The sequence below is a fragment of the Azospirillum agricola genome (assembly GCF_017876095.1).
GTDB lineage: Bacteria > Pseudomonadota > Alphaproteobacteria > Azospirillales > Azospirillaceae > Azospirillum > Azospirillum agricola.
This window is the reverse complement of record NZ_JAGINM010000006.1, coordinates 373,360-399,423: the sequence shown is the minus strand read 5'-3', so window position 1 is coordinate 399,423 and position 26,064 is coordinate 373,360. Positions and strand designations below refer to the sequence as shown.

At 68.6% G+C, this 26,064-nt stretch carries 15 protein-coding genes and 3 pseudogenes; 7 read left to right on the top strand and 11 right to left on the bottom strand.

All coding sequences use genetic code 11. The features are described 5' to 3' along the window. Window positions 1–264, top strand: a 264-nt coding sequence (locus tag J2847_RS11700; RefSeq protein WP_209779133.1) for a transposase, incomplete at its 5' end; no start/stop codon positions are given. Here the strand turns inward: J2847_RS11700 and J2847_RS11695 are convergent. From J2847_RS11695 to J2847_RS11675, 5 genes and pseudogenes are all read right to left on the bottom strand, one after another. After that, window positions 192–965: pseudogene (locus J2847_RS11695) on the bottom strand (IS6 family transposase). The gene J2847_RS11700 and the pseudogene J2847_RS11695 sit on opposite strands and share 73 nt — an antisense overlap. Before the next feature lie 162 nt (window positions 966–1,127). Continuing rightward, entirely contained in the window at window positions 1,128–3,221 is a 2,094-nt protein-coding gene (locus J2847_RS11690) for an O-linked N-acetylglucosamine transferase, SPINDLY family protein (protein WP_209779132.1), read from the bottom strand. Continuing rightward, a complete protein-coding gene (locus J2847_RS11685; RefSeq protein WP_209779131.1) occupies window positions 3,218–4,942 on the bottom strand; it encodes a tetratricopeptide repeat protein in 1,725 nt (574 codons plus the stop codon). The genes J2847_RS11690 and J2847_RS11685 overlap by 4 nt, the downstream gene beginning before the upstream one ends. A 21-nt stretch (window positions 4,943–4,963) precedes the next feature. Continuing rightward, entirely contained in the window at window positions 4,964–6,733 is a 1,770-nt protein-coding gene (locus J2847_RS11680; RefSeq protein WP_209779130.1) for a ShlB/FhaC/HecB family hemolysin secretion/activation protein, read from the bottom strand. Window positions 6,734–6,798: 65 nt separating this feature from the next. Next, window positions 6,799–12,195 carry a beta strand repeat-containing protein gene (locus tag J2847_RS11675; RefSeq protein ID WP_209779129.1) on the bottom strand — a complete coding sequence of 1,799 codons (5,397 nt, stop codon included), beginning with the start codon at window positions 12,193–12,195 and terminating at the stop codon, window positions 6,799–6,801. A gap of 359 nt (window positions 12,196–12,554) precedes the next feature. On the opposite strand from J2847_RS11675, the gene J2847_RS11670 reads away from it, so the two are divergent. Together J2847_RS11670 and J2847_RS11665 are read left to right on the top strand one after the other, a co-directional pair. Next, on the top strand, window positions 12,555–14,852 hold the full coding sequence (locus tag J2847_RS11670) for an ATP-binding protein (RefSeq protein ID WP_209779128.1): 2,298 nt from the start codon (window positions 12,555–12,557) through the stop codon (window positions 14,850–14,852). Further along, window positions 14,849–15,625 carry a response regulator transcription factor gene (locus J2847_RS11665; RefSeq protein ID WP_209779127.1) on the top strand — a complete coding sequence of 259 codons (777 nt, stop codon included), beginning with the start codon at window positions 14,849–14,851 and terminating at the stop codon, window positions 15,623–15,625. The genes J2847_RS11670 and J2847_RS11665 overlap by 4 nt, the downstream gene beginning before the upstream one ends. Window positions 15,626–15,879: 254 nt before the next feature. Here the strand turns inward: J2847_RS11665 and J2847_RS11660 are convergent. The 6 genes and pseudogenes from J2847_RS11660 to J2847_RS11635 all read right to left on the bottom strand — a co-directional run bounded on the left by J2847_RS11660 (window position 15,880) and on the right by J2847_RS11635 (window position 21,818). Then, window positions 15,880–17,019, bottom strand: a pseudogene (locus J2847_RS11660) (IS3 family transposase). 210 nt (window positions 17,020–17,229) lie between these two features. After that, a complete protein-coding gene (locus J2847_RS11655; protein ID WP_209779126.1) occupies window positions 17,230–18,867 on the bottom strand; it encodes a GMC family oxidoreductase in 1,638 nt (545 codons plus the stop codon). Between the two features lie 64 nt (window positions 18,868–18,931). Next, window positions 18,932–19,753 (bottom strand): aminotransferase class IV, encoded by an 822-nt coding sequence (locus J2847_RS11650; protein ID WP_209779125.1) that lies wholly within the window; start codon window positions 19,751–19,753, stop codon window positions 18,932–18,934. 122 nt (window positions 19,754–19,875) lie between these two features. After that, a pseudogene (locus tag J2847_RS11645) lies at window positions 19,876–20,249 on the bottom strand (IS3 family transposase); the annotation flags it as partial. A 95-nt stretch (window positions 20,250–20,344) separates the two neighbouring features. Beyond that, window positions 20,345–21,064 (bottom strand): metallophosphoesterase family protein, encoded by a 720-nt coding sequence (locus tag J2847_RS11640; RefSeq protein ID WP_209779124.1) that lies wholly within the window; start codon window positions 21,062–21,064, stop codon window positions 20,345–20,347. After that, complete coding sequence (locus J2847_RS11635; RefSeq protein ID WP_209779123.1) at window positions 21,057–21,818, bottom strand: nucleotidyltransferase family protein; 762 nt, start codon at window positions 21,816–21,818, stop codon at window positions 21,057–21,059. The genes J2847_RS11640 and J2847_RS11635 overlap by 8 nt, the downstream gene beginning before the upstream one ends. A gap of 190 nt (window positions 21,819–22,008) precedes the next feature. Between J2847_RS11635 and osmF the strand changes: the two genes are divergently transcribed. From osmF to J2847_RS11615, 4 genes are all read left to right on the top strand, one after another. Beyond that, on the top strand, window positions 22,009–22,950 hold the full coding sequence (osmF, locus tag J2847_RS11630; protein WP_325169382.1) for a glycine betaine ABC transporter substrate-binding protein OsmF: 942 nt from the start codon (window positions 22,009–22,011) through the stop codon (window positions 22,948–22,950). A 187-nt stretch (window positions 22,951–23,137) separates the two neighbouring features. Further along, a complete protein-coding gene (locus J2847_RS11625) occupies window positions 23,138–24,313 on the top strand; it encodes an ABC transporter permease (protein ID WP_325169381.1) in 1,176 nt (391 codons plus the stop codon). Further along, window positions 24,310–25,308: an ABC transporter ATP-binding protein gene (locus tag J2847_RS11620; protein ID WP_209779121.1), complete on the top strand. Its 999-nt coding sequence runs from the start codon at window positions 24,310–24,312 to the stop codon at window positions 25,306–25,308. Before J2847_RS11625 ends, J2847_RS11620 begins: the two co-directional genes overlap by 4 nt. Continuing rightward, entirely contained in the window at window positions 25,305–26,063 is a 759-nt protein-coding gene (locus tag J2847_RS11615) for an ABC transporter permease (RefSeq protein WP_325169380.1), read from the top strand. Before J2847_RS11620 ends, J2847_RS11615 begins: the two co-directional genes overlap by 4 nt. The last annotated feature ends 1 nt before the right edge of the window (window position 26,064 follow it).

Below are 26,064 nucleotides of genomic sequence, written 5' to 3'. Positions count from 1 at the left end.
CTGGCCTTCATGACCTTTCCCAAGGAGCACCGCGCCAAGATCCACAGCACGAACCCGCTGGAGCGGCTGAACGGCGAGATCAAGCGGCGCACCGAGGTGGTGGGCATCTTCCCCAACGAGGCGGCGATCACTCGGCTGATCGGCGCCATCCTGCTCGAACAGAACGATGAATGGGCAGTACAGCGGGCGCGCTACATGACCCTGGAAACCATCGCCCCCTTGCGCGATGATCTCGCCCTCACGTTGCCCGCTACGGCTGCGTGACTGCCCCGGCTAGGCCTGCCGGAGACCAGATGAGCCCCCCGGCTCCTACACCACGCCTCGGGACACGACCGGCGGTGGTCGCGACGGAGATGGAACAGGTTGGCGATCGGGTCGTGAATGGCGAGGAAACGCTGGACTTGGCCGGGGTCTTTGAAGCGCTTTCTTTGCCGTTCGCGCCGACGGGTGGTTGGTGGGAGTTCTCGGCCCGGTTGTTCAGACCCTTGTGCTGGCGATGCTCCCCGCCCATTCCCAGTTCCCGCTTGGCAGCGGCATAGGATTTCAGCTTGTCGGTGCCAGCACGCGCGCCCGGCCCTGCTTCTTCAGCAGCTTGCGCAGCAAACGCTTGGCCGCCTTGGTATCCCGGCGGCTCTGAACCAGCACGTCGAGCACGAAGCCGTCCTGGTCGACGGCCCGCCACAGATAGTGTTTGCGACCACCAATGGTCAGAACCACCTCGTCGAGGTGCCATTTGTAGCCTCGCCGCGGCGCCCGCCGACGCAACCGGGTGGCGATCTCGGGACTGAACTTCCGGGCCCACTGGCGCACCGTCTCCTAACTCACCGTGATGCCGCGGGCCGCCAGCAGCTCCTCGACCATGCGCAGGCTGAGCGGAAAGCGGAAGTACAGCCACACACCGCCGCCGAAATGATCTCAGCGGGATATCGGTAACCGGCATAGCGGGGAACTGGGCGCGTCGTCATGCCGTCCCATACCCTGCCATCGCCGATCACGGCAACCACCGATCAACAAGTTGACGATGCCCTCGCGGCCCGTGCCGGATCGAAGGCGTAGGGTGCAAGGCCGAGGTCGGTGTAGGGGAAGTTCGCGGCGAACAGCGTGTCCGCCCGCGCTTGAACCGGAGTTCACCCCCCGTTGGAAATCCTTCCCGATTCCGTCAGTGCGGCAAATGCCCCCGCCTCGAAGTGGCGGGCGAAGGCGGCGCCATCGCACAGTGGCGAGGCTTGCAGACGCGCCCGCAGGCCGGCACGAATATCGGACAAGTCCCGGGGGACAGCCGTCAGCGCCACCGCTTTCGCCACGAAATCGTCGGCTCCGGCAGCGATCCAATCCGTCAGCCCGGCCGCCGTCAACAGGCTCGCCCCCACCCGCGCGGCATGGACGTTGCCGGGAAGGGTCAGCACCGGCACCCCCATCCACAGCGCCTCGCAGGTGGTGGTGGTTCCGTTGTACGGCATCGGATCAAGCGCAATGTCGATGTCGCCATAGGCGTCGAGATGGCCGAAATGATTGTTGATGTGGGACAGCAGCGTCAGCCGCTCCGGAGCGACGCCATGCCCGGCGAACAGAGCCGTCACCCGATCCCGGATAGCCGGATCGATCAGAACCTTGCTCTTCAGGACCAGCCTGCTGCCCTGTACCGCGCGCAGGACCCGTGACCACAGCGCCGCCGTGGCGTCGTTCAGCTTGCTCAACGCGTTGAAGGAGCCGAATGTGACATGGTCACGCTCCAGCATCGGCAGCGGCAGCGGGTCGGGCGTCGGCCCAAGCGGGCCGTAACAAAGGAAATGCTCCAGCCGCTCCAGCCGCTCGACATGCCAACGGTTGGTCTCTCCTGGAGGGTCGGCCACGGCGTCGGTGAAACGCACATCCACGGTCGCCAGCCCGGTGGTCGCGGGGTAGCCCAGCCAAGTCGCCTGCACCGGCGCCGGGCGCCGGGCGAACACGTCCAGACGGTTGCGTCCGGTGTGTCCCGCCAGATCGATCAGCAGGTCGATCCCGTCTTCACGGATCAGATCCGCCACCTTGTCGGCGGTCAGCCCGTTGATCGACCGCCAATGCTCCATCTGCTGCAGGATCTCCTCGGTGATGAAGTCCGTCTTCTCCACATGGGAATAGGCGAACAGCTCGACCCGGCTGCGATCATGGTTCCTCAGCAGCGGCAACAGGAACATCGCCACCGAATGCAGACGAAAATCGGGGGAGACGTACCCGATCCGCAGCCGCCGGCCCATGAGCAGCTGCGCCGGAACCACGGGCGCCGGCAGGCCACCGCGCCTTCGCAAAGTCTCGTCCCCCCAACGGCGATGACGATCGTAGATCTCCTCCGGGCTCAGAGTGTCTGAATAATTCAGCGACATCAGAATGTTGCTGTCGATCTCCACGAATTCCGGAACAAGGGCGCGGACCTGTTCGTAGGTCTCCAAGGCCCGCTGCTCCTGTCCGGCAGCCTGATAGCTGGACGCCATGCCGAACAGGGCATCGAGATAGTCCGGCCGGATCTCCACCGCCTTGGCGAAGGCTTCGATCGCTTCGCCCACCAACCCCCTATGCGCCAGCGTCAGGGCCAAGTTGTTCCAGGCCGCCGCATCGCGCGGCTGACGCAACAAGACCCGGCGCAGGTAGGTCTCCGCTTCCGGCAGGCAATCCGCCATCAGCGCTGCCGTGCCCGTCAGAAAGATCAAACGCTCGTTGCCGGGATCGCTGTCCAGCCAGTCCCGGTAGAGGACGAAGACTTCATCGTGACGCCCGCAGTTCGTCAGCATCGACGCCAGATTGTGCCCGGCATCGGCATGGCGCGGCTGTTCGGCGACCGCCCGCCGGAAGGCGGCGATGGCGTCCTCGACCCTGCCCACAGCGGCCAGCGTGACGCCCAGGCCATTGTAGGCATCGGCGAAACCGGGCGCCCGGAGGATGGCCGCCAGATAGGCGCGCTCGGCCCCGGCGTGATCGCCCGTACGATGCAGCGCCTGGGCTAGATTGTAATGGCACTCCGGCGTGCCGCCTCCGGCGGCGATGCTGGCCTGGAACAGCGCGACGGCGGATGCCGGATTCCCGGCCATGGCCGCCGCGGTGGCCTTCAGGTAAAGCGCCTGGGGCTGGCGCGACACCACAGCCAGCACGGCGTCGGCCTTGTGGTTGGCGGTCTCCAGCTCCCCGGCGATCAGCGCCCGGCGCCCGTCGTTCAGCAGGGTGTCGAGAGTGTCTGTGGAGGTCATGGCTGCGCTCGGTCGAAACGGGGAAGCCTGGACGGGTCGAGGTCCGCGAGCCTGGCGGCGATCTCCGCGATCACGCCGTCCCAATCGCCCGGCCGTTGTTGACGGAACAGGGTCATGGTCGGATACCAGGGGCTGTCGCTCCGCCCCAGCATCCAGCGCCAATCCGGGCTGAACGGCAGCAGCGTCCACACCGGAACCCCCAGGCCGCCGGCCAGATGCGCGGCCGCGGTGTCGACCGAGACGATCAGGTCCAGATTGACCGCGGCCGCCGCCGCATCGCCGAAATCGTGGAACAGCGATCCCAGCGGGACCACGCCCGGCGGATCGTCGGGTGGCCGTCCCGGCGGGTCCTTGTGCAGGGAGAAGAAGACGGCGCCCGGCACCGCCAGCAGCGGGGCCAGCCGGGCGGGAGAGAGCGATCGGTCGCCATCGCGCCGGTGGCTGGGGCGTCCGCGCCAGACCAGCCCGATCTTGAGGCGCCGCCCTGCGGCGGTATCCAGGCGGTCGCGCCACAGCCGCCGGCGCAGCGGGTCGGCATGGAGATAGGGAATGGCGGCGGGAATGCTGTCCGGACCGGTCGCGAACCGTTCGGGCAGGCTCATCAACGACACATGCGCGGCGAACGGCAGCTCGTCATGCACATGGGCGGGCGACAGCGAACGCGGCACCACGCGGACGCCCGAACCGCCCAGGCTTGACCACAGCAGGGTGAACAGGGGCGACTGCACCTCGAACGCGACGTCATGCCCCCGTTCGGCCAGCAGGGGCAGATAGCGGGCGAATTGCAAAGTATCCCCCAGCCCCTGTTCGGCCGTGACCAGGATGGTGCCGTTGACGGCGGCGGGCGGTTCGCCCCGCCAGACCGGCTGGGGGAAAGGCCGCGCCTCCTCGCCGAATCCCGGCCAACGCCAGCGCCATTCGTATTCCGCCCATCCACGCTCGAAATCGCCCGACAGCAGCAGGCACAGCGAGCGATTCCAGCGGGCCGCCGCGAAATCGGGCTGAAGGATCAGAGCCCGGCGATAGCAGCGTTCGACCGGCCCGGATCGGCCGGCGATCTCCTCTTCACCATCCTCGCCCTGCCAGGCCAGGGCCAGCCCCAGATTGCTCTCCGCCTCGCAATAGCCGGGGTCGAGCGCCAGCGCCCGGCGGAAGCTGGCAGCGGCGGCGCGGTAATCGCCGGCCCCCAGCAGGGCATTGCCCAGATTGCCGTGCAGATCCGGCCTGTCGGGATACTCCCCGACCAGGGCGGACAGGCGCGCGATGGACTCGGCATGGCGGCCCAGAGCCTGCAACATGGAGCCCAGGGCGATGGCCGCGGCGCGGTTGCCGGGAAACCATCCCAGCGCCCGGTCGAATGCGGCCAGCGCCCCGGAGGGATCGTTGCGATCGGACAGGATTCGCCCGAATTCCACGGAGCGGTCGGCCGCCTGCTCCATCAGCCCGGCGCCGGCCAGGGCGTGGGACAGGTTGTGGAGGGTCTCGGGATTGCCGGGATCCAGACGCAGGGCCTGCTCCAGAAAAGGCAGGGCCTGCTCCCCGCGCCCCATCTGGGCCAGCACCGTGCCGACCAGCGCGCTGAGATTGGGATCCTCGGGGCGGGCAGCCTGAAGCTGGCCATAGAGCGACAGGGCCTCGTCGAGTTGCCCCAGCCGGTGGCAGGCCGCCGCACGGCGGATGGCATCCTCGAAGGACAGGGTTTGTCGGGGGGCAGCGGTCACGGGCGGATGTGCTTTCGTCAATCAGTAGGCCAGGGTCAAGCCGACATGAAGACGGTCGCTGGCGCTGTTGCCAAGCCCGGTGCCCGGCATGGCGTGACCCCAGTCGAACCGGAGGGAGCCGTACGGCATCTGGTAGCGCATCCCCAGCCCGACGCTGGACAGGGTCCAGGAGCCCTTGGCCCCGGGAAGCGGACGCCGTTCGGCCACGTGACCGTAATCCCAGAACGCGAAGGGCTGGAGGCTGTCGTCCTCGGCGCTGCCCAGCCCCAGGAGTTTCGCAGGGGAAATGGCTGGGGCGTACAGTTCGTTGGACAGCAACACCCCGTTGTCGCCATTAGCCTCACGCTCGCCATAGCCGCGCACGCTGTCGATGCCGCCGGCTCCGAGCTGCTCGGACGACAGCAGGTTGGTGCTGGCCCATTGTCCCTGGAGCCGCGCCAGCCAAGCGAACCCCTCCGGCAGTTCGGTGCGCCGCTGCAAGCTGGCGCGCAGGTAGGCGTAGCGGGCGTCTGCGTCCGAACGCCCGATGTGGCTGGCGGAGGGGCGGAAGGCCGCGGTGGTGTTGTCGCCGGACAGGTCGCCGGGGCTGAACACCAGATTGACCGCCAGCCCGCTGGCTCCCAGCGAATCCGGGCGGGTCAGGACGTAGCCAACGCTCCCCTGGATGACATCGGTGAAGCCGGAGGACACGCTGTCGCCGCCGAACTCCAGGTCGTTGTTGGTGCGCTTGAAATCGGCGCCGAATTCAATGCTGTGGGTGATCTCGTCCAGCTTTGGCAGGCGCAGGGCGTAGCGTGCCGACATTTGCAGGCTCTTGCCATCCTGGCGCAGCCCGTCGCCCAGCGAGGGCAGGCTGCGCGAATGGCTGCCCATCAGCGTCAGCGTATCCCGCCAAGGCAACGGTATCTGATAGGTCAGGGCGTAGGCCGTATAGCGCCTGCGTTCGGGACGCAGCACGGCGTCGGGGCTGGCCGTGTACTGGACCGACATCTGATGCCCCAGCCCCAACACATCGCCCCAGTTGAAGCCGGCCAGCACCCGGTTCTCGCTGGTGGTCTTGGTGCCGGTGTTCTCATATCCGCCGAACAGCCGGAGGGGCATCCGGTCGCGGGTGCGCAGCACGATGTCGCTTTCGCCCGGATTGCTTCCCCGCTGATAGACCAGGTCGGTGCGGCGGAACGGATTTTCGTTGAGCCAGTTGATGTCCTCCAGCAGGCTCTGCGCGCTGATCGGATCGCCCCGCCGGGTGCGCACGGCGGAGAGCAGCAGGTCGTCGGAGAACCATTCGTTGCCTTCGGCGGTGATGGCGCCGGCGACGAACGGCACCACCACGATCTGTACGGTGCCGGACGCGATCTTCTGTTCCGGCACCACCACATCGACCAGCGGCCGGTCGTGCTCGCGGAAATACAGCACCGTCCGGCGCACGATCTCGTTGAGCAGGTCGAGCGATACCGGCCGCCCCAGATAGGGGGCCAACAGGGCGGCGAACGCCTCCGGTTCCATCACCGCGCCATCGGCGACGGTGATTCCGGGACGGGTCAGGCCGGTCTTCACCACCCGGTCCGCGGCGCCGACGAAGACCAGACCGTTCAAGGCCGGAACCAGCACCTTGCTCCCCTCGGGCAGCGCCGGAGCCACGGGGGGCGCCGGCAGGCTGGATTGCGGGACCGGGGTCGCGGGCTGCTGCGGGGCGATGCGGTCGAAGTTCTGGGACAGCCCTTCTGATGCGGAGCCGGTCAGCATCGCGGCGGCAAGAAGCAGGCGGCGCAACGGCACGGGGGCAAGCATGGTCGGTATTCCGATTGAAAGAAGACGTGACGGTGGCTGGTGATGGCCCGGATCGGGCCATCCGCTCAGGGCGCTTCCTGCCGGCGGGGGTCTCCGCTGTCCGCCCCCCCGGGCGCGCTTCCGGCGCCGCCGCTAACGACCACGCTGCTCCGAACCGCGTCGTCGGCCCGGAAGGTGGTGAAGCTGGAGGCGAAGCTCAGCGCCCCGCCATCGGTCGCTCCTGAGGAGGCGACGCTCGCCTGGCCACCGCTCTGGCCGCCATTGCCGACAGCTGGGGCCGGCTGACGGAAGACGACGGTCACGCCAGCGACCGGCAGGGTGTTCTCCATCACGCCCCCGATGGTCGACGCGGCGGACCCCACCACCACCGGCGCTCCGGACGTGGCGGAACCGCTCGGCCCAACCGTTGGCGCCGTCCGGGCCGTGGGCAGCCCTTGGGTGGCCGTGCCGGTCGATCCGGCCGGCTCGCCTCCCCGTGCCGACGGCAGCACCGCGTTGACCGGCGCCACTGGCGGCAGCGGAAGCACGACCGGCGTGACCGGCAGCTGGGGTGTCGTCGTGGACGGAGGCGCGACCACCACCGGCGGCGGCGTGTCCACCGGCGGAGGCGGCGGCGGAGGCAGCGGCGTGACCACCGGCGGAGGCGGCGGAGGCGGCAGCGGCGTGTCCACCGGCGGAGGCGGCGGAGGCGGCAGCGGCGTGACCACCGGCGGAGGCGGCGGCGGAGGCGGCAGCGGCGTGACCACCGGCGGAGGCGGCGGCGGAGGCGGCAGCGGCGTGACCACCGGCGGCGGAGGCGGCGGAGGCAGCGGCGTGACCACCGGCGGAGGCGGAGGCGGCGGAGGCGGGGGCGGAGGAGGAGGAGGCGGCGGCGGCGGCGGCGGCGGCGGCGTGGCGTCGCTGTAAAGCAAACGGTTGTCCTGCCCCTGGATCGAGGATGGCAGGTTCCCGGCGTAGTCGGTGCCGTACTGTTCAGTGCCGGTCAAGCCGTTCAGCGTGCTGGATGTGGAATTCTTGGAATAGACCAGCCAACGGCCGTTGGCGGCGCCGAGCGCGCCGGACCCCGCGTTGTTGACGAAGTTGCCGCCCGAGGCGGTGGCCAGCACAAGGGCGGCACCCGAACCGGACGCGGTCAGGACGGCGTTGGGGTTGAGAACGACGTTGCCCTTCCCAGGCCCCTGGTTCACCACCGAGATCTGGCCGGCGGTGATGCCGTCCAGCGTGATGTCGCCGCTGTCGCTGTTGGTGTTGTCGGCCCCGTCGTCGAGGATCAGGGTCACCGTGCCGGTACCGGCGTCGATGTGCGTTCCCGCCGCCATGGTGATCACCGCGGTGCCGGATTGGCGGTAGGCGTCCTTCACGCCGAATTGGCTGCCGGCGTTGGCGCGGATGATGAAATCGCCGTTGTCGGTGGTGATGCCGGCGTTCAGCAGCAGCGAGCGGCCGGCCATGAGCGTCAGGGCGCCGCCGTTGCCGGCGGGATTGTCGACGGCGATGGCGCTGTTCACCGTGATGTCGTTGCTGGCCTGCAACGTCAAGTTGGAACCGGTCTTCAGTACCGCCTCCAGCGCGGCGGGGGTCAGCGTCATCGTCTGGCTCTCGCCCCGGTCGAAAGTCAACGCGGTTACCGGAACCCCGACCGTCACCCGACCGCTGGTGTAGTCGTTCGAGGAGAAGACGGCGAAAACGCCGCCGCCGAGGTCAGCCAGGTTGCCCCCGAAAGAAGCAAACTCCTTGGAACCGACGATGCTGGTGCTGGACGACATCGCGCCGGTCACGCCCCGGCTCCCGTCGCCCCACGTCACCGCGCCGACGTAGAACGCCGTGCCGTTTGTCCAAGAGGTGCTCCGGATGACGTAGTCGCCATTGCTCAGAACCGTAACGAGCATTCCGACCCTATCGCCGGTCGATGTTCCGACCAGGCTGTTGCTCGACGACACCGCGCCGGTCACCCCGGCGCTCCCGCTGCCCCAGGTCGCCGCACCGGCGCTGCTCGCCGTACCGTTTTTCCAGGCGTAGCTGCCGACAACGTAGTTGCCGTTGCTCAGCGCCGTCACGCTCGATCCGACCTGATCGCCGGCCGAGGTTCCGACCAGGCTGTTGCTCGACGACACCGCGCCAGTCAACCCTGCGCTCCCGCTGGCCCAGGTCGCCGCACCGGCGCTTGTCGCCCGGCCGTTGCTCCAACCGCCACTCCCGACAACGTAGTTGCCGTTGCTCAACGCCGTCACGGTCCATCCGACCTGATCGCCGGCCGAGGTTCCGACCAGGCTGTTGCTCGACGACACCGCGCCGGTCACTCCGGCGCTTCCGCTGCTCCAGGTCGCCGCACCGGCGCTGCTCGCCGTACCGTTGTTCCAACTGCCACTCCCGACAACGTAGTTGCCGTTGCTCAACGCCGTCACGGTGCCGCCGACTCGGTCGCCGGCCGTGGTTCCGACCAAGCTGTTGCTCGACGACACCGCGCCGGTCACGCCCCGCGTCCCGTCGCCCCAGGTCGCCGCCCCGACATTGGCAACCGTACCGTTGCTCCAACCGCTAGTCCCGACAACGTAGTTGCCGTTGCTCAACGCCGTCACGGTGTTGCCGACTCGGACGCCAGTCGAGGTTCCGACCAAGCTGTTGCCCGACGACACCGCGCCGGTCACACCCAGCGTCCCGTCGCCCCAGGTCGCCGCACCGGCGCTGCTCGCCGTACCGTTTTTCCAAGTGTAGGTCCCGACGAGGTAGTTGCCGTTGCTCAACGCCGTCACGTTGGTGCCGACCAAATCGCTGGCCGAGGTTCCGACCAGGCTGTTGCTCGACGACACCGCGCCGGTCACGCCCCGCGTCCCGTCGCCCCAGGTCGCCGCACCGGCGCTGCTCGCCGTACCGTTTTTCCAGGAGGTGCTTCCGACGACGTAGTTGCCGTTGCTCAACGCCGTCACGTTGGTGCCGACCCGATCGTTGAGCGAGGTTCCGACCAGGCTGTTGGCGGACGACACCGCGCCGGTGACGGCCCGCGTCCCGTCGCCCCAGATCGCCGCACCGGCACTGATCACCGTGCCGTTGCTCCACGCAGGAGCTCCGACAACGTAGCTGCCGTTTGTCAACGCCGTGATGCGCGATCCGATCTGGTCGCCGGACGTGGTTCCGACCAGGCTGTTGGCGGACGACACCGCGCCGGTCACGCCCCGCGTCCCATCGCCCCACGTCACGGCACCGGCGGCGATCGCCGTACCATTGGTCCACATTGGAGTTCCGACAACATAATTGCCGTTGCTCAACGCAACCACGCCCGGTCCGACCTGGTCGCCGGCTTTGGTTCCGACCAGGCTGTTGCTCGACGACACCGCGCCGGTCACGCCGCGCGTCCCATCGCCCCATGTCGCCGCACCGGCGGCGGCGGCCGTACCGTTGCTCCACGGTCGACTCCCGACAACGTAGTTGCCGTTGGTCAACACCGTCAACTGCGTTCCGACCTGATCGTTGGCCGTGGTTCCGACCAGGCTGTTGCTCGACGACACCAGGCCGCTCACGCCCCGCGTCCCGTCGCCCCACGTCACAGCCCCGGCGCTGGTCGCCGTGCCGTTCGCCCAACTGTTGCTTCGGATGACATAGTTGTTGTTGCCGGTCAGCGCGATCACCGCCCTACCGTCGTACCCGCCATCGCCGACTTTATCGTTGGCCTGCCCCCCGGTCAGCGCGCTGAGGAGGGCACCGGTGGTGCCGTTGAACAGATAGACCGCGCCGGCGTTGGTGCCGCCGGCGTCATCCTGCGGGGCGTTCACCACCACATTGCCGTTGCCCAGCGCCACGACGTTGAGGCCGAACTGATTGCCCGCCGTGCCGGCGTTGGGATCGACCAGATCATATTGCGGCTGGCTGCTGCCCGCGGCGGCGATCACGATGTTCTGTGGATCGAGCAGCAGTGTCCCGGCCGCCCCGGCGGCGCTGCCGGCGTCGCCGCTGCCGCCATAGGTCAGCTGGCCGCGCGACGACAGCTCGATCAACCCGCCGGCCCCGCGACCCGCTCCGCGCGCCGAGGCGTCGCCGTAGAAGCCGGTCCGATCCTCCGACCACACAATGATCCGCCCGCCGTCCGCACCCGCACCGCCGCCATCGGTCCCGTCCGCGCGCAGGCTGGTGGTCGCGCCGACCTTCACCGACCCGGCCTTCAGCATGGCGCCGCCGCCCTGGTAGTCGCCGCCGATCCGGATCGCGCCACCGCGCGTCGCCCCCGACGCCGTCACCGCCGCATCGACCAGGTTGATCGTCGAGGCGAACAGGTCGACGCTCCCGCCGCTCCCCGCCGCGGAGTCCGCCCGCTGGCTGCCCGAGGTGAACAGCGACGATCCGGCCTCGCCGCTCGCCACCGTCACCGAACCGCCCGCCGCCGTCCCACGCGCCGAAACCTGCGACCCGGAGGTCGCGACATAGCTGCGCTCGAACCCGACGGCGACCGCGCCGCCGGACCCGGCCGCGCCATCGGCCGCGATCGTCCCGGCGTTCATCACGCTGCGCGCCGAAACGCCCACCGAACCGCCCCGCTTGCCGCTGGCCGACAGCGTGCCGGTGTTGACGACCATCCGGCCGTTGCCGGCCGTCACGCCAACCCGGCCGCCGCTGCCGTCCGCATTGACCGCGCTGACCGTGCCCGTGTTCTGAACATGGCCGTCGCCAGCCGACAGCCAGACCTCGCCTTCGCGCGTCTCGCTGCCCGTCGCCCGGATCACACCGCCATTGTTCCCGGCGAGCGCGTAGATGTTGCCGCCGGCCGCCTTCAGTTCCGCACGCGCCGCCTGGATCGTCCCCTGGTTGTCAGCCTTGCCCGGACCGACCCGCACCATCACCCGGCCGCCATCCTTGCCGCCGCCACTCTCGCTCAACAGAACCTCATGGCCGCCGGCCAGCGCCGCCGTGCCCTGCGGCGCCGACAGCGTGCCCTTGTTCGACACCTCCCGCGCCACCAGAAGAACGTCGCCCCCGGACGACGAGATCGACCCGAGATTCTCAACCGTCGCCGTGCTGTCGCCCTTGAAGGTCAGCGCCCGTCCGTTGAGAAAGTCGTCGTTGGTCACGTCGTGGGTGCTCGCCACGAAGCTGCCGCCGGTGTTCACCGTACCGGTCGGACCGACCACGATCCCGTTGGGATTGATCAGATACACCGAACCGCTGGCGCTCAGACGGCCATGGATCGCCGACGGATCGCCCCCGGTCACCCGGTTCAGCGTCGCCCCCGCCCCGTTCTCGAACCGTACCGTGCCGCCCTGCCCGATCGAGAAGCTGTCCCAGGTCACGATGCCGCGCGCCGAACTCTGGGTCACGGTCAGCCCCGATCCGCCGCCGGCGATGCTGCCGCTGCCGGCGACGAAGCCGCCGCCTTGCGGCAGGACCTGTCCCGACACCGGGGCCGCGGCCAGCAGCAGGCTGGTCAGGCAGGTCGTTCCAAGCACGGCTGTCCGCCAGATCATCGGCTTCATTCCGGTCATCCTCATTCCAAATGCGGCAACGGTCAGGCCCGCCCGAAAACGGCGAACCAATCAAGGTGCACTCTTCAGCGGTACACCCACAGGATCTCCCGGATCCGGCGGACCCGGTTCAACCCACAAATTTCTGATGAAATTCCGACATGATTCCGACATTCGCGGTCGCCACCATCGCCGGAGCCGTCTTGCGGGAGAGGCCGGCTCCGTGTTGAAGGTCCGGCTGTCGGAGAGGAAAACAGCAGACGAGCAAACTCAAGGCTCTCCCGGAACACACAGAACATCTCGAGACTTAATCGGAATTTTTGTAAGGTTGCTTTGGTGTGATTTCTCGAAAAACCGGAGATTATAAAAATATGCTGGATATTCTAACTCCGGACGTGCGCACGGTCATGACGGTGCAAATGGTGCTGCTGCTGCTGTTCACCGGCATCTTCGCCATCGTCTGGCGTCAAAGCGACGGAAACCGCGCGGCGGGTCTTCTGGCGCTGGGAGTTGGGCTCGGGGTCGCCGGAAACATACTCTGGGTGTTGCGGGGAGCGGCGTCACCGCTGTGGTCGATAATCGCGGCGAACGTCCTGATGCATTTGGGAACGCTGCTGGTCTGCTGGGCTGCCGGCCTGTTGGCGGGGCGGCGCTTTCCAGCCTGGATCATCGCTCCGGTCATTGCCGCCGATACCCTGTTCTTTGTTTATTTCACCCTGTTCCAACCGGATTTCCAGATACGCCTGATCGCCGCGAGCGGACTGTTCGGGATCATGTATCTGTCGGCCGGTTCGATGCTTTTCGGCGAGCGGCGGCCCTGGCGGCTGGTCGCCGTCCGTTGCGCCGCGATATCGATCTTCACGCTTGGCCTCATCCATTCGGCACGGGCAGTTCTCGTCTTGACCCAGGATGGCTCGGTCGCCGAGCAGAGCGAGGTTCAGCGCGGTGGTCTGTTGCTGCTGTTTCTCAGCCTTCTCATCGCCGGGCTGGTCAGCCTGCTGTGGGTGCACATGGCGGACGCGCAGAACGCGCTGCAGGAGGAGGTGGAGAATCGGCGGGCTTCGGAAGCGGCGCTCGCCCGTGCCAAGGAGGAGGCGGAACGGGTGGCGGACGCCAGAACCCGCTTCCTTGCCAACATGAGCCACGAGATCCGGACGCCGATGAACGCCGTCGCCGGTTTGGTGAACCTGCTGGGACAGACATCGCTCGACATCCGCCAGCGGACCCATGTCACCCGCATCGCCGCCGCCGCCGGCCTGCTGTTGCGGCTGACCGACGGCGTCCTCAACGTGACCCGCATGGAGGCCGGACAGAGCTCGCTCGACGAAAGCGATTTCGACCTTGGCAGATTGCTCGATGATGTCGCCGGGGCCATCGCCCCGGCCGCCGAGGCAAAAGGCCTGTGCTTCGCGATCGACCGCTCCGGCGATGTGCCGACCGCGTTGCATGGGGATGCCGGACGGCTTGCCCAGATTCTTCTCAACCTCGCCGGCAATGCGGTGAAGTTCACCGAGTCCGGTTCGGTCCTGGTCTCGGTCGAACCGCGCAGGACATCCGGCGGGATGGCGGGCCTGCGCATCACCGTGCGCGATACCGGTCCAGGCATCGCACACCATCATCTCTCGGACATCTTCGAACCGTTCCTGCAACCCGATGCGGCATCCGCCCGCAAACATGGCGGCAGCGGGTTGGGGTTGGCGATCGCGCGGCAGGCGGCGACCTTGATGGGGGGAACGATAGCGGTCGACAGCAAGCCCGGTCGGGGAAGCATCTTCACGGTCGATCTGCCCTTCGGGATCGCCGCACACCCCATCGTTCAGCAGACCACCTCGATCCGGCTGAACGGGGTTCGCATCCTTGTCGTCGACGATGACGAGATCAACCGCGAGGTGGCGCGGGAAATTCTGGAACAGGTGGGGGCTTCGGTCGAAACGGTCATGGACGGCCGCGAAGCGGTGGCCCGGACCATCGATCGCAGCTTTGGAATAGACGCGGTTCTGATGGATGTCCGCATGCCGGGAATCGACGGGTTTACGGCAACCGCCTTCATCCGGGAACAGCGCAGCTTCTCCGAATTGCCGGTGATCGCGGTGACGGCCCACGCCTTCGAAGAGGAGAGGCGGCAATGTCTTGCCGCCGGCATGAACGACTTCGTCACCAAGCCGGTCGCTCCGGAGCGGTTGCTGGCCATCCTCGCCCGTTGGCTGCCCCAGAGAGTGGGGGACTCCGCGCATCAGGCATCAAGGGACGCGGACAGGCTTCCCGAGGCGATCGACGGCTTCGACCTGGCGGCGGCGGTCGAAAGATTTTGCGGCAATACCGCTCTGGTCCGGCATCTGCTGGAAAGATTCTCCATACGCTGTGCAGAGGCGGTTGACGTGCTCGCGGCACCGGACGACAGTGGGTTGCGGCGCTATCTGCATCGCCTGCAAGGGGCCGCCGCCACGTTGGGCGCCGAACGGATCGCCGGTCATGCGGCTCACCTGATCCGGCTTCTGGATGAGCCGAATTCCGAGGCGATGAAAGCACAGATGACGATGCTGACGAACGAACTTTCGGCCGCCGCCGCCGCGATCCGGGCATCGGGCTTTGTCGCAACGCGGCTCGCCCCTTCCCATGGCGGCGACGTGGATGAGCGGAACATGGCATTGCAAGAGGTGGTCGGATGAAGGGGGATGCTGGGCTCACCGATCAGGTGCGGGCCGTCCTGGTGGAGGACGACGACGATCAGCGGGACGCGTTGGTTGTGACGTTGCGCCAACTCGGGATCTCGGTGGACGGCATCGGTGGTGTCTTGGATCTGTACCGCCAGCTTTTGGAACGGAGCTACGATGTGGCGATCGTCGATCTCGGTCTGCCGGATGGCGACGGCCGGGCGGTCGTGCGCTTTCTCGCCGAGCAGTCGTCAATGGGCGTCATCATCCTGTCAAGCGAGAGTGACGTCGAGGAACGTATCGGCGGGTTCAGTGCCGGAGCCGATCTCTATTTCGTGAAGCCCGTGGATTGCCGCGAACTCGCCTCGGCCATTCGCCGGCTCGCCGCCCGCCGTTCTCTCGGCAAGGTGCCGGCGCAGGTGCCAGCCAACACTGATCGGTCGGAGACTTGGCGGCTCATTCCCCCGCTGTTTCAACTGGTCGCCCCCAATGGCAGGGACATGATGCTGACACCGAAGGAATTGCTGTTCGTCGAAGCGTTCGCGAAGCAACCAGGGGGGATTGCCTCGCGCAATAGTCTCATCAAGCACCTGGGTTATCCGGATGACAATACCGGAAGCCGCCGACTTGAAGCTTTGATCCGTCGTTTGAGGGGAAAAGCCGACGAAGTTTTGGACTATCAGATGCCGATCGTCACGGTTTATGGCCTCGGCTATCGTTTCTCCCAGAAGCTGAAGATTGATACATCTGTTGAGAGTAAGGTTTTGCACCCATTTCCAGACGTCTAGCCCGGATCATCCGTCGTTCGGCCATGTCGAGCGGCACCGTCAACTTGTCGACAGCCGGGCAGAGCGAGGGCGCGGCGGGCGGCAGGGTTTGCGGATTACGCCGCCAGTGGCGCGCCGGTGACCTCGGCCCAGACCTGGAACGCCTGGGCGCGGGCCTTCCGATAGTCGGCGACGGGGCGGTGGTCGCGAACGGTGAGCTGGCCCCCGTTTCCCGGACAGTTTAGCGGCTGGAATAAGCTTGGTTCAGGTCCGTGTCATGCCGCCACTCCGATTCGGTCCGGTGTGCCCTCGTAGGCCTCCGCCGGGGTTCGGCCGCCGAGCGCCGAGTGCGGGCGGTCAATGTTGTAGTAATCGATCCACCGGCCAATCCCGGCCCTGGCCTCGCTGCCGGTTTCGAACGCGTGGAGGTAGACGCATTCGTATTTCATCGATCGCCAGAGCCGTTCGATGAACACGTTGTCCATCCAGCGCCCCCGCCCGTCCATCGACACCCGAATGCCGGCCGCGGTCAAGAGGCCGGTGAACCGTGGGCTGGTGAATTGGCTGCCCTGGTCGGTGTTGAAGATGTCCGGCCGGCCGTGGCGCGCCATCGCCTCCTCAACGGCCTTGATGCAGAAGTCGACGTCCATGGTGTTCGACAGCCGCCAGCTCAGGACCTTGCGCGTCGCCCAGTCCATCACTGCCACCAGATACAGGAAGCCTCGACGCATCGGAATGTAGGTGATGTCAGCGCACCAGACCCGGTTGGGTCGGTCGATGGTCATGTCACGCAGCAGGTACGGCCAGATCTTGTGCTCGGGGTGCCGCACCGTCGTCTTCGGGCGCTGGTAGACCGCCTGCAAGCCCCATCCGCGCCATCAGGCGGCGAACCCGCTTGCGGTTGACCTCATGGCCGTGCCGGCGCAGATGCCGGGTCATCTGCCGGCTGCCGGACCAGGGCGTTTCCAGGAACTGCCCGTCGATCAGCCGCATCAACTCCAGATTCGCGGCCGGCTCGCCCTTGGCCGCCCCGTAGTCGCTGGACCGGCCGATCGAAACCAGCTCGCATTGCCGCCGGATCGTCAGGCGGGGATGGTCCGGCTCGATCAGTTCCCGCCTCCGCCCGACACTCATCGACCGGAGGCCTTGCGCAAAAAATCCCGCTCCACCACCAACTGGCCGATCATGGCGTGCAGCTTTTCCACCTCCCCCTGATGGCTGGTTTCGGCCGCTTCCGCCTTGCCGGAGAACACACCGGCCAGTCCCTCCATCGCCTGCTTCTTCCAGGTGTTGATCAGCGTCTGATGCACGCCGTGCTCGGCCACCAGCTGCGACACCGTCAACTCGCCTCGGATCGCCTCCAGCGCCACCTTCGCCTTGAACTCCGCCGAATACCGTTTCCGTTTTCCCGTCATCGGGTCCGTCCTTCTTCCTGGGCGAACCAAGCTTATTCGACTGCGGGAAATGGGGACCAGCTCACTGGTGTCACGTCCCTCTCTGCCAGTGACATCATCCTTCGCTGAAACCGCCCTCCGTGCTCGGGCCCGCAATCGATTCCGGTTCCGAGCGATTCGATTTGGGATGGGGACATCGACAATCGATCGTCCCCCGTCCCAGGGCCACCCTCACACCCGCGGCGCGGCCTTGCGGGCGTCCTTCATCAGGGCGGCGCCGCGCTCGGCGATCATCACGGTGGGCGTGTTGGTGTTGCCCGAGGTCAGCGTCGGCATGATCGAGGCGTCGATCACCCGCAGGCCCCCCAGCCCCTTCAGCCGCAGTTCCGGATCGAGCACCGCCTCGGGGTCGTCGGCACGGCCCATGCGGCAGGTGCCGACCGGGTGGAAGATCGTCGTGCCGATGTCGCCGGCCGCCCGCGCCAGCTCCTCCTCGCTCTGGAAGGAGGGGCCGGGCAGATACTCCTGCGGGTGGAAAGGGGCGAGCGCCGGCTGGGACACGATGCGGCGGGTCAGCCGCAGCGCCTTGGCCGCCCGCGCCCGGTCGGCCGGGTCGCTCAGGTAACGGGGCGCTATGGCCGGCGCCACCGCCGGGTCGGCCGAAACGAGGCGCACCGAGCCGCGCGAGGCCGGGCGCAGGTCGCAGACGCTGGCGGTGAAGGCCGGGAAGGCGTGCAGCGGATCGCCGAACTTCTCCAGCGACAGCGGTTGCACATGGTATTCCAGATCGGGGGTCGCCGCCTCCGGCCCGGAATGAGCGAAGACGCCGAGCTGGCTCGGCGCCATGGCCAGCGGCCCGCGGCGGAACAGTGCGTATTCCAGCCCCATCATCGCCTTGCCGAACAGGCTGCCGGCCCGCTTGTTCAGCGTCACCACCCCATCGACCTTGTAGATCATGCGCAGTTGCAGATGGTCCTGCAAATTGCCGCCGACGCCGGGCGCGTCGAGCACCACCGGGATGCCCAGGCTGCGCAGATGCGCGGCCGGGCCGATGCCGGAGCGCTGGAGGATGGCCGGCGAACCGATGGCGCCGGAGGCCAGCACCGTCTCGATCCGCGCCGAGGCGCGGGCCGGCTGGCCCTTCACCGAGAACAGCACGCCGGTGACGCGGCCATCGGCGATCTCCAGCCGGTCGATCGACGCCTCGATGGCGAGCTTCAGATTTGGCCGGTCGAGCGCCGGGCGCAGGAAGGCCTTGGCGGCGCTCCAGCGGATGCCGTTCCTCTGGTTCACCTCGAAGGCGCCGACCCCGGCGTTGTTGCCGCGGTTGAAGTCGTCGGTCGCCGGGATGCCGGCCTGCTGGGCGGCCTCGGCGAAGCGGTCGAGCAGGTCCCAGTGCAGCCGCTGCCGCTCGACCCGCCATTCGCCGCCGGCGCCGTGCAGGGCGTCGGCGCCGCGCCAGTAATCCTCGCTGGCCTTGAAGACCGGCAGCACACGGTCCCAGCTCCAGCGCGGATCGCCGGTCATCGCGGCCCACTCGTCGTAATCGCGCGCCTGGCCGCGCATGGCGATCATGCCATTGATCGAAGAACAGCCGCCCAGCACCTTGCCGCGCGCGTAATGGATGCTGCGGCCGTTCAGGCCCGGCTCCGATTCGGTCTTGAAGCACCAGTCGGTGCGAGGGTTGCCGATGCAGAACAGATAGCCGGCGGGGATGTGCAGCCAGACCCAGTTGTCCTTGCCGCCGGCCTCCAGCAGCAGGACGGTGACGTCGGGATCGGCCGACAGCCGGTTGGCCAGCACACAGCCCGCCGTGCCGCCCCCGGCGATCACGTAGTCGAAGTTTCCGAAATCGAGCCTGTCCGCCATCGCCTGAACGTCTCCCGCCGGTTCGTTTTTGTGGGAGCATTAAATTGCCGGACAGGCCAGCAATTCAATGATTTATCGCAAGCGACCGGAAGATGGGGCCGGGCCGTCCGTCGCCGACCGCAACGCCGTCGACCGCCACCAGGGGACGCAGGCCGAGGCTGTTGGTCAGGAACGCCTCGTCGGCCCCGGCCAGATCGGCCAGGGTCAGAGGATGCTCCTCCACCGGCAATCCGGCGGCGCGGTTCTCCAGGACCAGGGCGCGGGCGATGCCGGGCAAGGCGCCCTCCGCCACCGGCGGGGTCAGCAGGCGGTCGCCACGGCGCAGGAACAGGTTGGCCGCGCTCGCCTCGGCCAGCCGACCGGCGGTGTTGAGCAGCAGCGCGTCGTCGGCGCCGCGCCGCGCCGCCTCCTGCCGGGCCAGGATGGCGTCGAGATAGTTCAAGGTCTTCAGGCGCGACAACGGGGAGTGCTCGTTGCGGCGGGTGACGGTGGCGACGACCGCCCGCACCGGCCCGTCGGGCGGCAGGCCGCCCCGGGTGATCAGAAGGCTTGGGCTGGGGGCCGCCGGCGGCAGCACGCCGCGCGTGGCGACCCCGCGCGTCACCGTCAGCCGCAGCGAGCCCTCGCGCGGACCGGTTGTGGCGGCCAGCAGCCGTTCCATCGCCGCCGCGAGTTCGGCGTCGCTCCAGGGCAGCGGCAGGTCGAGCAGCGCCGCCCCCGCGCGCAGCCGGGCGAGATGACGGCCGAGGTGGCGGGGGGTGCCGTCGGACACCCGCAGCGTCTCGAACAGCCCGTCGCCGAGCGTGAAGCCGCGGTCGGCCGGATCGACCCGCGCCGCGGATTCCTCCAGCAGCGCGCCGTTCAGCCACAGGATTGCCGACGTCATGGGCGGTTCTCTTCCGGTCGTTTCGCAGGGAATCATACAGTGCCTCACGATAGCGTCCGTCAAGGTGGTGGAAATTCTGTGAGTGAACCGCGCCGGTTTTCCCGGAGACTGATTTTGTTGAGTCACGCCGCCATGGCGACGTGCTCGGCTTGGGCATGGCAGCGTGCTTCGGCCTCGGCGGGGGAGTGTTGCCGATGGGTTCGAGCAGGCGCCGGTGGTTGAACCAATCCACCCATTCCAAGGTGGCGAACTCGACGGCTTCCGGGGTGCGCCATGGTCCGCGGCGCCGGATCGCCTCGGTCTTGCGGAGACCGTTGATCGTCTCGGCCAGGGCGTTGTTGCCGCGCTGCCCCTTCGGGGGCGTCGGAATCGCCGACGCTGCCGACCGACGGTTCGACGTCGGCGTCCGTGAGACGCTCGGTGCACCGGACAGCGACATATTGGGCGGATTCAAGCGGTCGGAATGGTGGATGAGGCCGCTGCCCTTGGCCGGCCGGAGGTTCGGGGCCTGCGGCCGGCGAACCGGGGCGGCGCATGCTGAAAACGGTCTCCCGCTCAGTGCCGTGCGTCTTCGCAGGAAGAACCTTCGCCTCACACCTCGATCAGGGCGTAGGGGCGGCCGGTGTCCTTCGGGATGGTCTGCGCCACGTTGTAGACCGGCGTGCCGCGCAGCGTGTGGCCGCTGTAGGTGCCGTGATGGGCATGGCCGTGCACCACCGCGCGGACCGTTTCGAAGCGATCGATCGTCTCGGCCAGCCGCGAGGAGCCGAGGAAGGGGAAGATCTCGGTCGGCTCGCCCTCCACCGTCGCGGCGATCGGGGCGTAGTGCAGCACGACGACGATGCGCTCGGTCTCCAGCTGGCGCAGCGCGCTTTCCAGCCGCATCGCCTCGTTCACCGACTCATGGACGAACTGCTTGATCGCCGGCTCGCCGAAGCTGTCGAGCATGCGGTTGCCGAAGCCGCCGCCGAAGCCCTTCACCCCGGCGAAGCCGACGCCGTGGATCTCCTGCGGCGCCCCGTCGAGAAAGCGCACGCCGGCCTGCTCCAGGATGCGCTGGCTCTCCTCCGACTGGCCGCACTCGTGGTCGTGGTTGCCCAGAACGGCGACCACCGGGATGCCGATGGCGCGCAGATCCTCGGCCAGGATCTCGGCCTCGCGCGGCTTGCCGTGGTTGGTGAGGTCGCCGGCAAGCGCCAGCACGTCGGCCCGCCCGGCGATCTCGTGGAACAGCTCGCGGTAGGGGTGGGCGGTTGTCTCGCCGACATGGATGTCGCCGATGGCGGCGACGGTCAGCCTCTCCTTATGCATGGCCCGGCTCCTCCCCGACGACGTCGGCAAACCCCCATTCGGTCACGTCGATCCGGTAATCCTCGCGCGAGAACAGGCGGCCCCGGCAGATGCGGGTCTGCGCCACCGGCAGCTTGGCACGCTCCTTCATGCGGTCGACCAGCTCGTCGATCAGCCAGTCGGGGATGCGGTCGCGCTCCGTCGGGTAGATGAAGCGGAAGTTCAGGGCGTGGATCAACAGGACCTCCCAATGCTGTTCCATGTGGGCGAGCAGGCGTTTCCAGTCGATCTGGTCGTGCTGCTTCAAGATCAGGTGGACGACGTCGGGGCCGTCGTACTTGTGGCGCATCTGCACGAAGGACTTGGAGAAGATCATCTCGGTCGGCGCCACCAGCTGCACGTCGGCGCCGCAGATCAGCGCGCGGTGCTCCTCCTTGAACCAGCGGTCGGTGACCGGGTTGATCGCGGCGGCGGAGTTGAAGATCACGTCGAAGAACAGGTCGCCGTGCTTGACCTTGCCGATCCAGCGCTCGTCCTCGATCTCGGTGGCGAAGCCATGGTCCTGGAAATGGCCGAGGATGCGCGGAAAGTCGCCGCCCCGGCAGAAGACGTCGATGTCCTTGGTCGGCCGGGTGATGCCGGTGTAGGCGCTGACCGCGTAGGTGCCGCCGAGCAGGAAGGGGATGCCCGACTCGACCAGCAGCCGCATGCTCTCTGTGTAGAAGGCCTCGGCCTCCGGGCTGACGGTGGCGCTTCCCACGCGGGGGTCGGTCATGGCGGTCTCCCTTGTTTCATCCCCTTGCACAACAGGCGAAACGGCAAAAAAGCCTCCCCGCAAGACGGTGGTACTATCCCGGAACGGAGAGACGGAAAGGGTGGGTTGCCGCGCGCGGCAAATCTGATCATCCTTTGTTCCCGGATTCGGTCCGGGCCGGCCGGCCGGAAGCCGGCGTGCGGGGGAGGGGATGATCGTGAACGGATGGGTGACGCGACGGGCCGTCGCTGCGCTGACGCTGGGCCTGATGCTGGGGATGGGAGTCACGACGGGACCGGCGCGGGCCGCCGACCCGGTGCGCGTCGGCTCCAAGCTCGACGCGGAGAGCGGGCTGCTCGGCACCATGATCCTCCAGGTGCTGGAGGCCAACGGTGTGGCGACCGTCAACAAGATCCAGCTCGGCCCGACCAAGATCGTGCGCGGCGCCCTGCTCGCCGGGGAGATCGACCTCTACCCGGAATACACCGGAAACGGCGCCTTCTTCTTCAACATCGACGGCGACCCGGTGTGGAAGAACGCCGGCGCCGGCTACGAGAAGGTGAGGCAGCTCGACCAGGAGAAGAACGGAATCGTCTGGCTGAAGCCGGCGCCGGCCAACAACACCTGGGCCATCGCCGTGCGCCGCGACGTGGCGACCGCCAACAAGCTCGCCACCATGGAGGATTTCGCCAAGTGGGTGGCGGGCGGCGCGGCGAAGATCGCCGCCTCGGCCGAGTTCGTCGAAAGCCCGGCGGCGCTGCCCTCCTTCCAGGGCACCTACGGCTTCGCGATGAAGCCGGAGCAGATCCTGGTGCTGGCCGGTGGCGACACCGCCGCCACCATCCGCGCGGCGGCGGAGGGGACGTCGGGCGTCAACAGCGCGATGGTCTACGGCACCGACGGCGCCATCGCGGCGCTCGATCTGGTGGTGATGCGCGACACCAAGGGCGCGCAGATGGTCTATGAGCCGGCTCCGACCGTGCGGGCCGCCGCGCTGGAGACGAATCCGACGATCCGCACGGTGCTGGAGCCGGTCTTCGCCTCGCTGGACGCCGAGACGCTGCGTGGGCTGAACGCGAAGATATCGGTGGAGGGCCAGGACCAGAAGCAGGTCGCCACCGCCTATTTGAAGGCGAAGGGCTTCCTGAAGTGAGCGGGTGGGGTGGGGCATGCTGTCCCTCTCCCGTCCCGGGAGAGGGAAGGGGCCCGCGAAGCGGGAAGGGAGAGGGGCGATCGGTGGCGGGACGCGATCCATGTCCCGATAGCCCCTCACCCTCCCCATGCTGACGCATGGGTCCCCTCCCTCTCCCGGGGCGGGAGAGGGACATGTCCGCAACCGGGTGGCGCTGCTGCTGGCGCTGGTCGGCGTCGCCGCCGCGCTCGCGCTTCCCTTTCTCGGCTTCGCGCCGAACCGGCTGCTGTCGGGGAAGCCCGTGCCGCTGTGGGATGTCCTGCACGCCGCCCCGGCCTCGGCCTGGACGGCACTGCTGCCCGGCGTCCTGCTGCTCGCCGCCCCCTTTCTGCCGCCGTCGCGCCCGGTCCTGACAGCCTCCGCCGTGGCCGGCGGGCTGTTCACCGCCGGGCTGGTCTGGCTCGCCGGAACCCACGCCGGGACGCTGGCCGCCACCGCCTCTCCCGCCGCGCGCACCTCGTTCGGGGCGGGGTTCTGGGTGCTGGCGGCAACCGGCCTGCTCGCCATGGCCGACGCGCTGCGGCGGCTCCACCTGGGCGCCTGGACCGGGGCCTGGGTGCGCTTCGCCGCCGGCGGGGCGGTCGCCGGGCTGGTGGCGCTGGAGCTGGCGGCCGGCCGGCTCGACCAGCTCTCGATCCTCAAGGAATACGCCAATCGCAGCGACGTCTTCGCCGACGCGGTGCTGCGGCACGGCGCGCTGGTGCTGGCGGCGCTGCTGCCGACGCTGCTGATCGGCGTGCCGCTGGGGATCCTGGCGCAACGCTCGCCGCGCGTCGGGCGGTTGGTGTTTCCGGTGCTGAACCTCGTGCAGACCATCCCGTCGATCGCCCTGTTCGGGCTGCTGATGGCGCCGCTCGCCGCCCTCGCCACGCTCCTGCCGGGGTTGGGGATCAGCGGGGTCGGGCCGGTGCCGGCGGTGATCGCGCTGACCGTCTATTCGCTGCTGCCGATCACCCGCAACATGGCGGTCGGGCTGGAGGGCGTGCCCGACGACGTGCGGCAGGCGGCGCGCGGCATGGGAATGACGCCGCGCCAGATCTTCCTGCGCGTCGAGCTTCCGCTGGCCTTGCCGGTGTTCCTGACCGGGCTTCGGGTGACGCTGGTGCAGGCGGTCGGGCTGGCGGCGGTGGCGGCGCTGATCGGGGCCGGCGGGCTGGGGGCGATCATGTTCCAGGGGCTGTTCGCCAACGCGCTCGATCTGGTGCTGCTGGGGGCCGTGCCGGTCATCCTGCTCGCCGTCGCCGCCGACGCGCTGCTGACGCTCGCCGTCGCCCTGACCGCTGGGAACCGGGACCGGGCCATGACCGGGGGAGCCTCCGCATGATCGCGCTGGAGCGGGTGACCAAGCGCTTCGGGTCCTGGACCGCCGTCGATGCCGTGTCGATGACGGTGGAGGAGGGCGAGTTCCTCGTCCTGGTCGGCCCGTCCGGGTCGGGCAAATCGACGCTGCTGCGGATGATGAACCGGCTGATCGCGCCGGATTCGGGGATCATCCGCGTCGACGGCGCCGACATCGCCGGGCTGCCGCCCGAGGCGCTGCGGCGGCGCATGGGCTACGTCATCCAGTCGGTCGGGCTGTTCCCGCACTGGACGGTGGAGCGCAACATCGCGACGGTGCCGGACCTGCTCGGCTGGCCGAGGGCGCGGGTGCGCGACCGCGTGACGGAGCTGCTGGAACTGCTGAAGCTCGACCCACGGCGCTTCCGCACCGCCTACCCGCACCAGCTCTCCGGCGGGCAGCAGCAGCGGGTCGGCGTCGCCCGCGCGCTGGCGGCCGAGCCGCGCGTCCTGCTGATGGACGAACCCTTCAGCGCGCTCGACCCGATCACGCGCGGCGCCTTGCAGGGCGAGATGGCGGCGATCCACCGGGGGACCGGGACGACGATCGTCTTCGTCACCCACGACATGGACGAGGCGTTGGCGCTGGCCGACCGCGTCGCGGTGATGGACCATGGCCGGCTGGTCCAGTGCGCGCCGCCGCTCGCCATCCTGACCGACCCGGCGAGCGGAATGGTGCGCGATCTGGTCGGGCGCGAGGAGTGGGGGTTGAAGCGGCTGGCGGTGGAGACCGTCGCCCGGCGCGTCCGGCCGGAACCCGCCATTCCCCCCATCCCCGGCCCGCCGGTGTCCAGCGCCACGCCGCTGCACCGCGCCCTGTCGGAGATGGTGGCGCGCGGCGCCGACCGCCTGCCGGTGGTCGATGGCGAGGGGCGCCCCGCCGGGGTGCTGCACCTTGCCGACCTCGTGCGCGATCCTTCGGCGCCGCCCCCCGTATCGCCCCCGGTGTCGCCCCCGGTGTCGCCCCCGGTGTCGCCGTGACGACCGGCGTTATGCGTCTCGATCCGCTGACCGGGCGGCTGATGCTGGCCCTGCTGGCGCTGGCCGCGCTGGTGCTGGGCATGCCGGCGCTGAAGCCGCTGTTCGCCGCGCTCTACCCGGCGCTCGACCGGCCGCTCTATGAGGCGGAGACCTTCCTCACCCTGACCCTCGACCATATGGCCTTGGTCGGCGCGTCGAGCCTGATCGCGGTGGCGGCCGGCGGCCTCGCCGGGATCGCCGTCACCCGGCCGTGGGGCGCGGAGTTCCGTGGCCTGCTGGAGGCGGTGGCGACCATGGGCCAGACCTTTCCGCCGGTGGCGGTGCTGGCGCTGGCGGTGCCGTCGATCGGCTTCGGCCCGCTGCCGGCGCTGATCGCGCTGTCGCTCTACGCCCTGCTGCCGGTGGTGCGGAACACCATCGCCGGGCTGGAAGGCGTGTCCGACGCGGTGCGCGAGTCGGCGCGCGGCCTCGGCATGGGGCCGTGGGAAACCCTGTTCCGGGTCGAGCTGCCGCTGGCGGCGCCGGTGATCCTGGCCGGGGTGCGGACGGCGGTGATCGTCAACACCGGCACCGCCGCCATCGCCTCGACGGTGGGCGCGAAGACCCTGGGGCTGCCGATCATCGTCGGGCTGAACGGCTCGAACCAGGCCTACGTCATCCAGGGCGCCCTGATCGTCGGCGCGCTGGCGCTGGTGCTCGACGCCGGTTTCGAGCGGCTGGCGGCCTGGAGCGTGCGCTGGCGGACGGAGGGCTAGG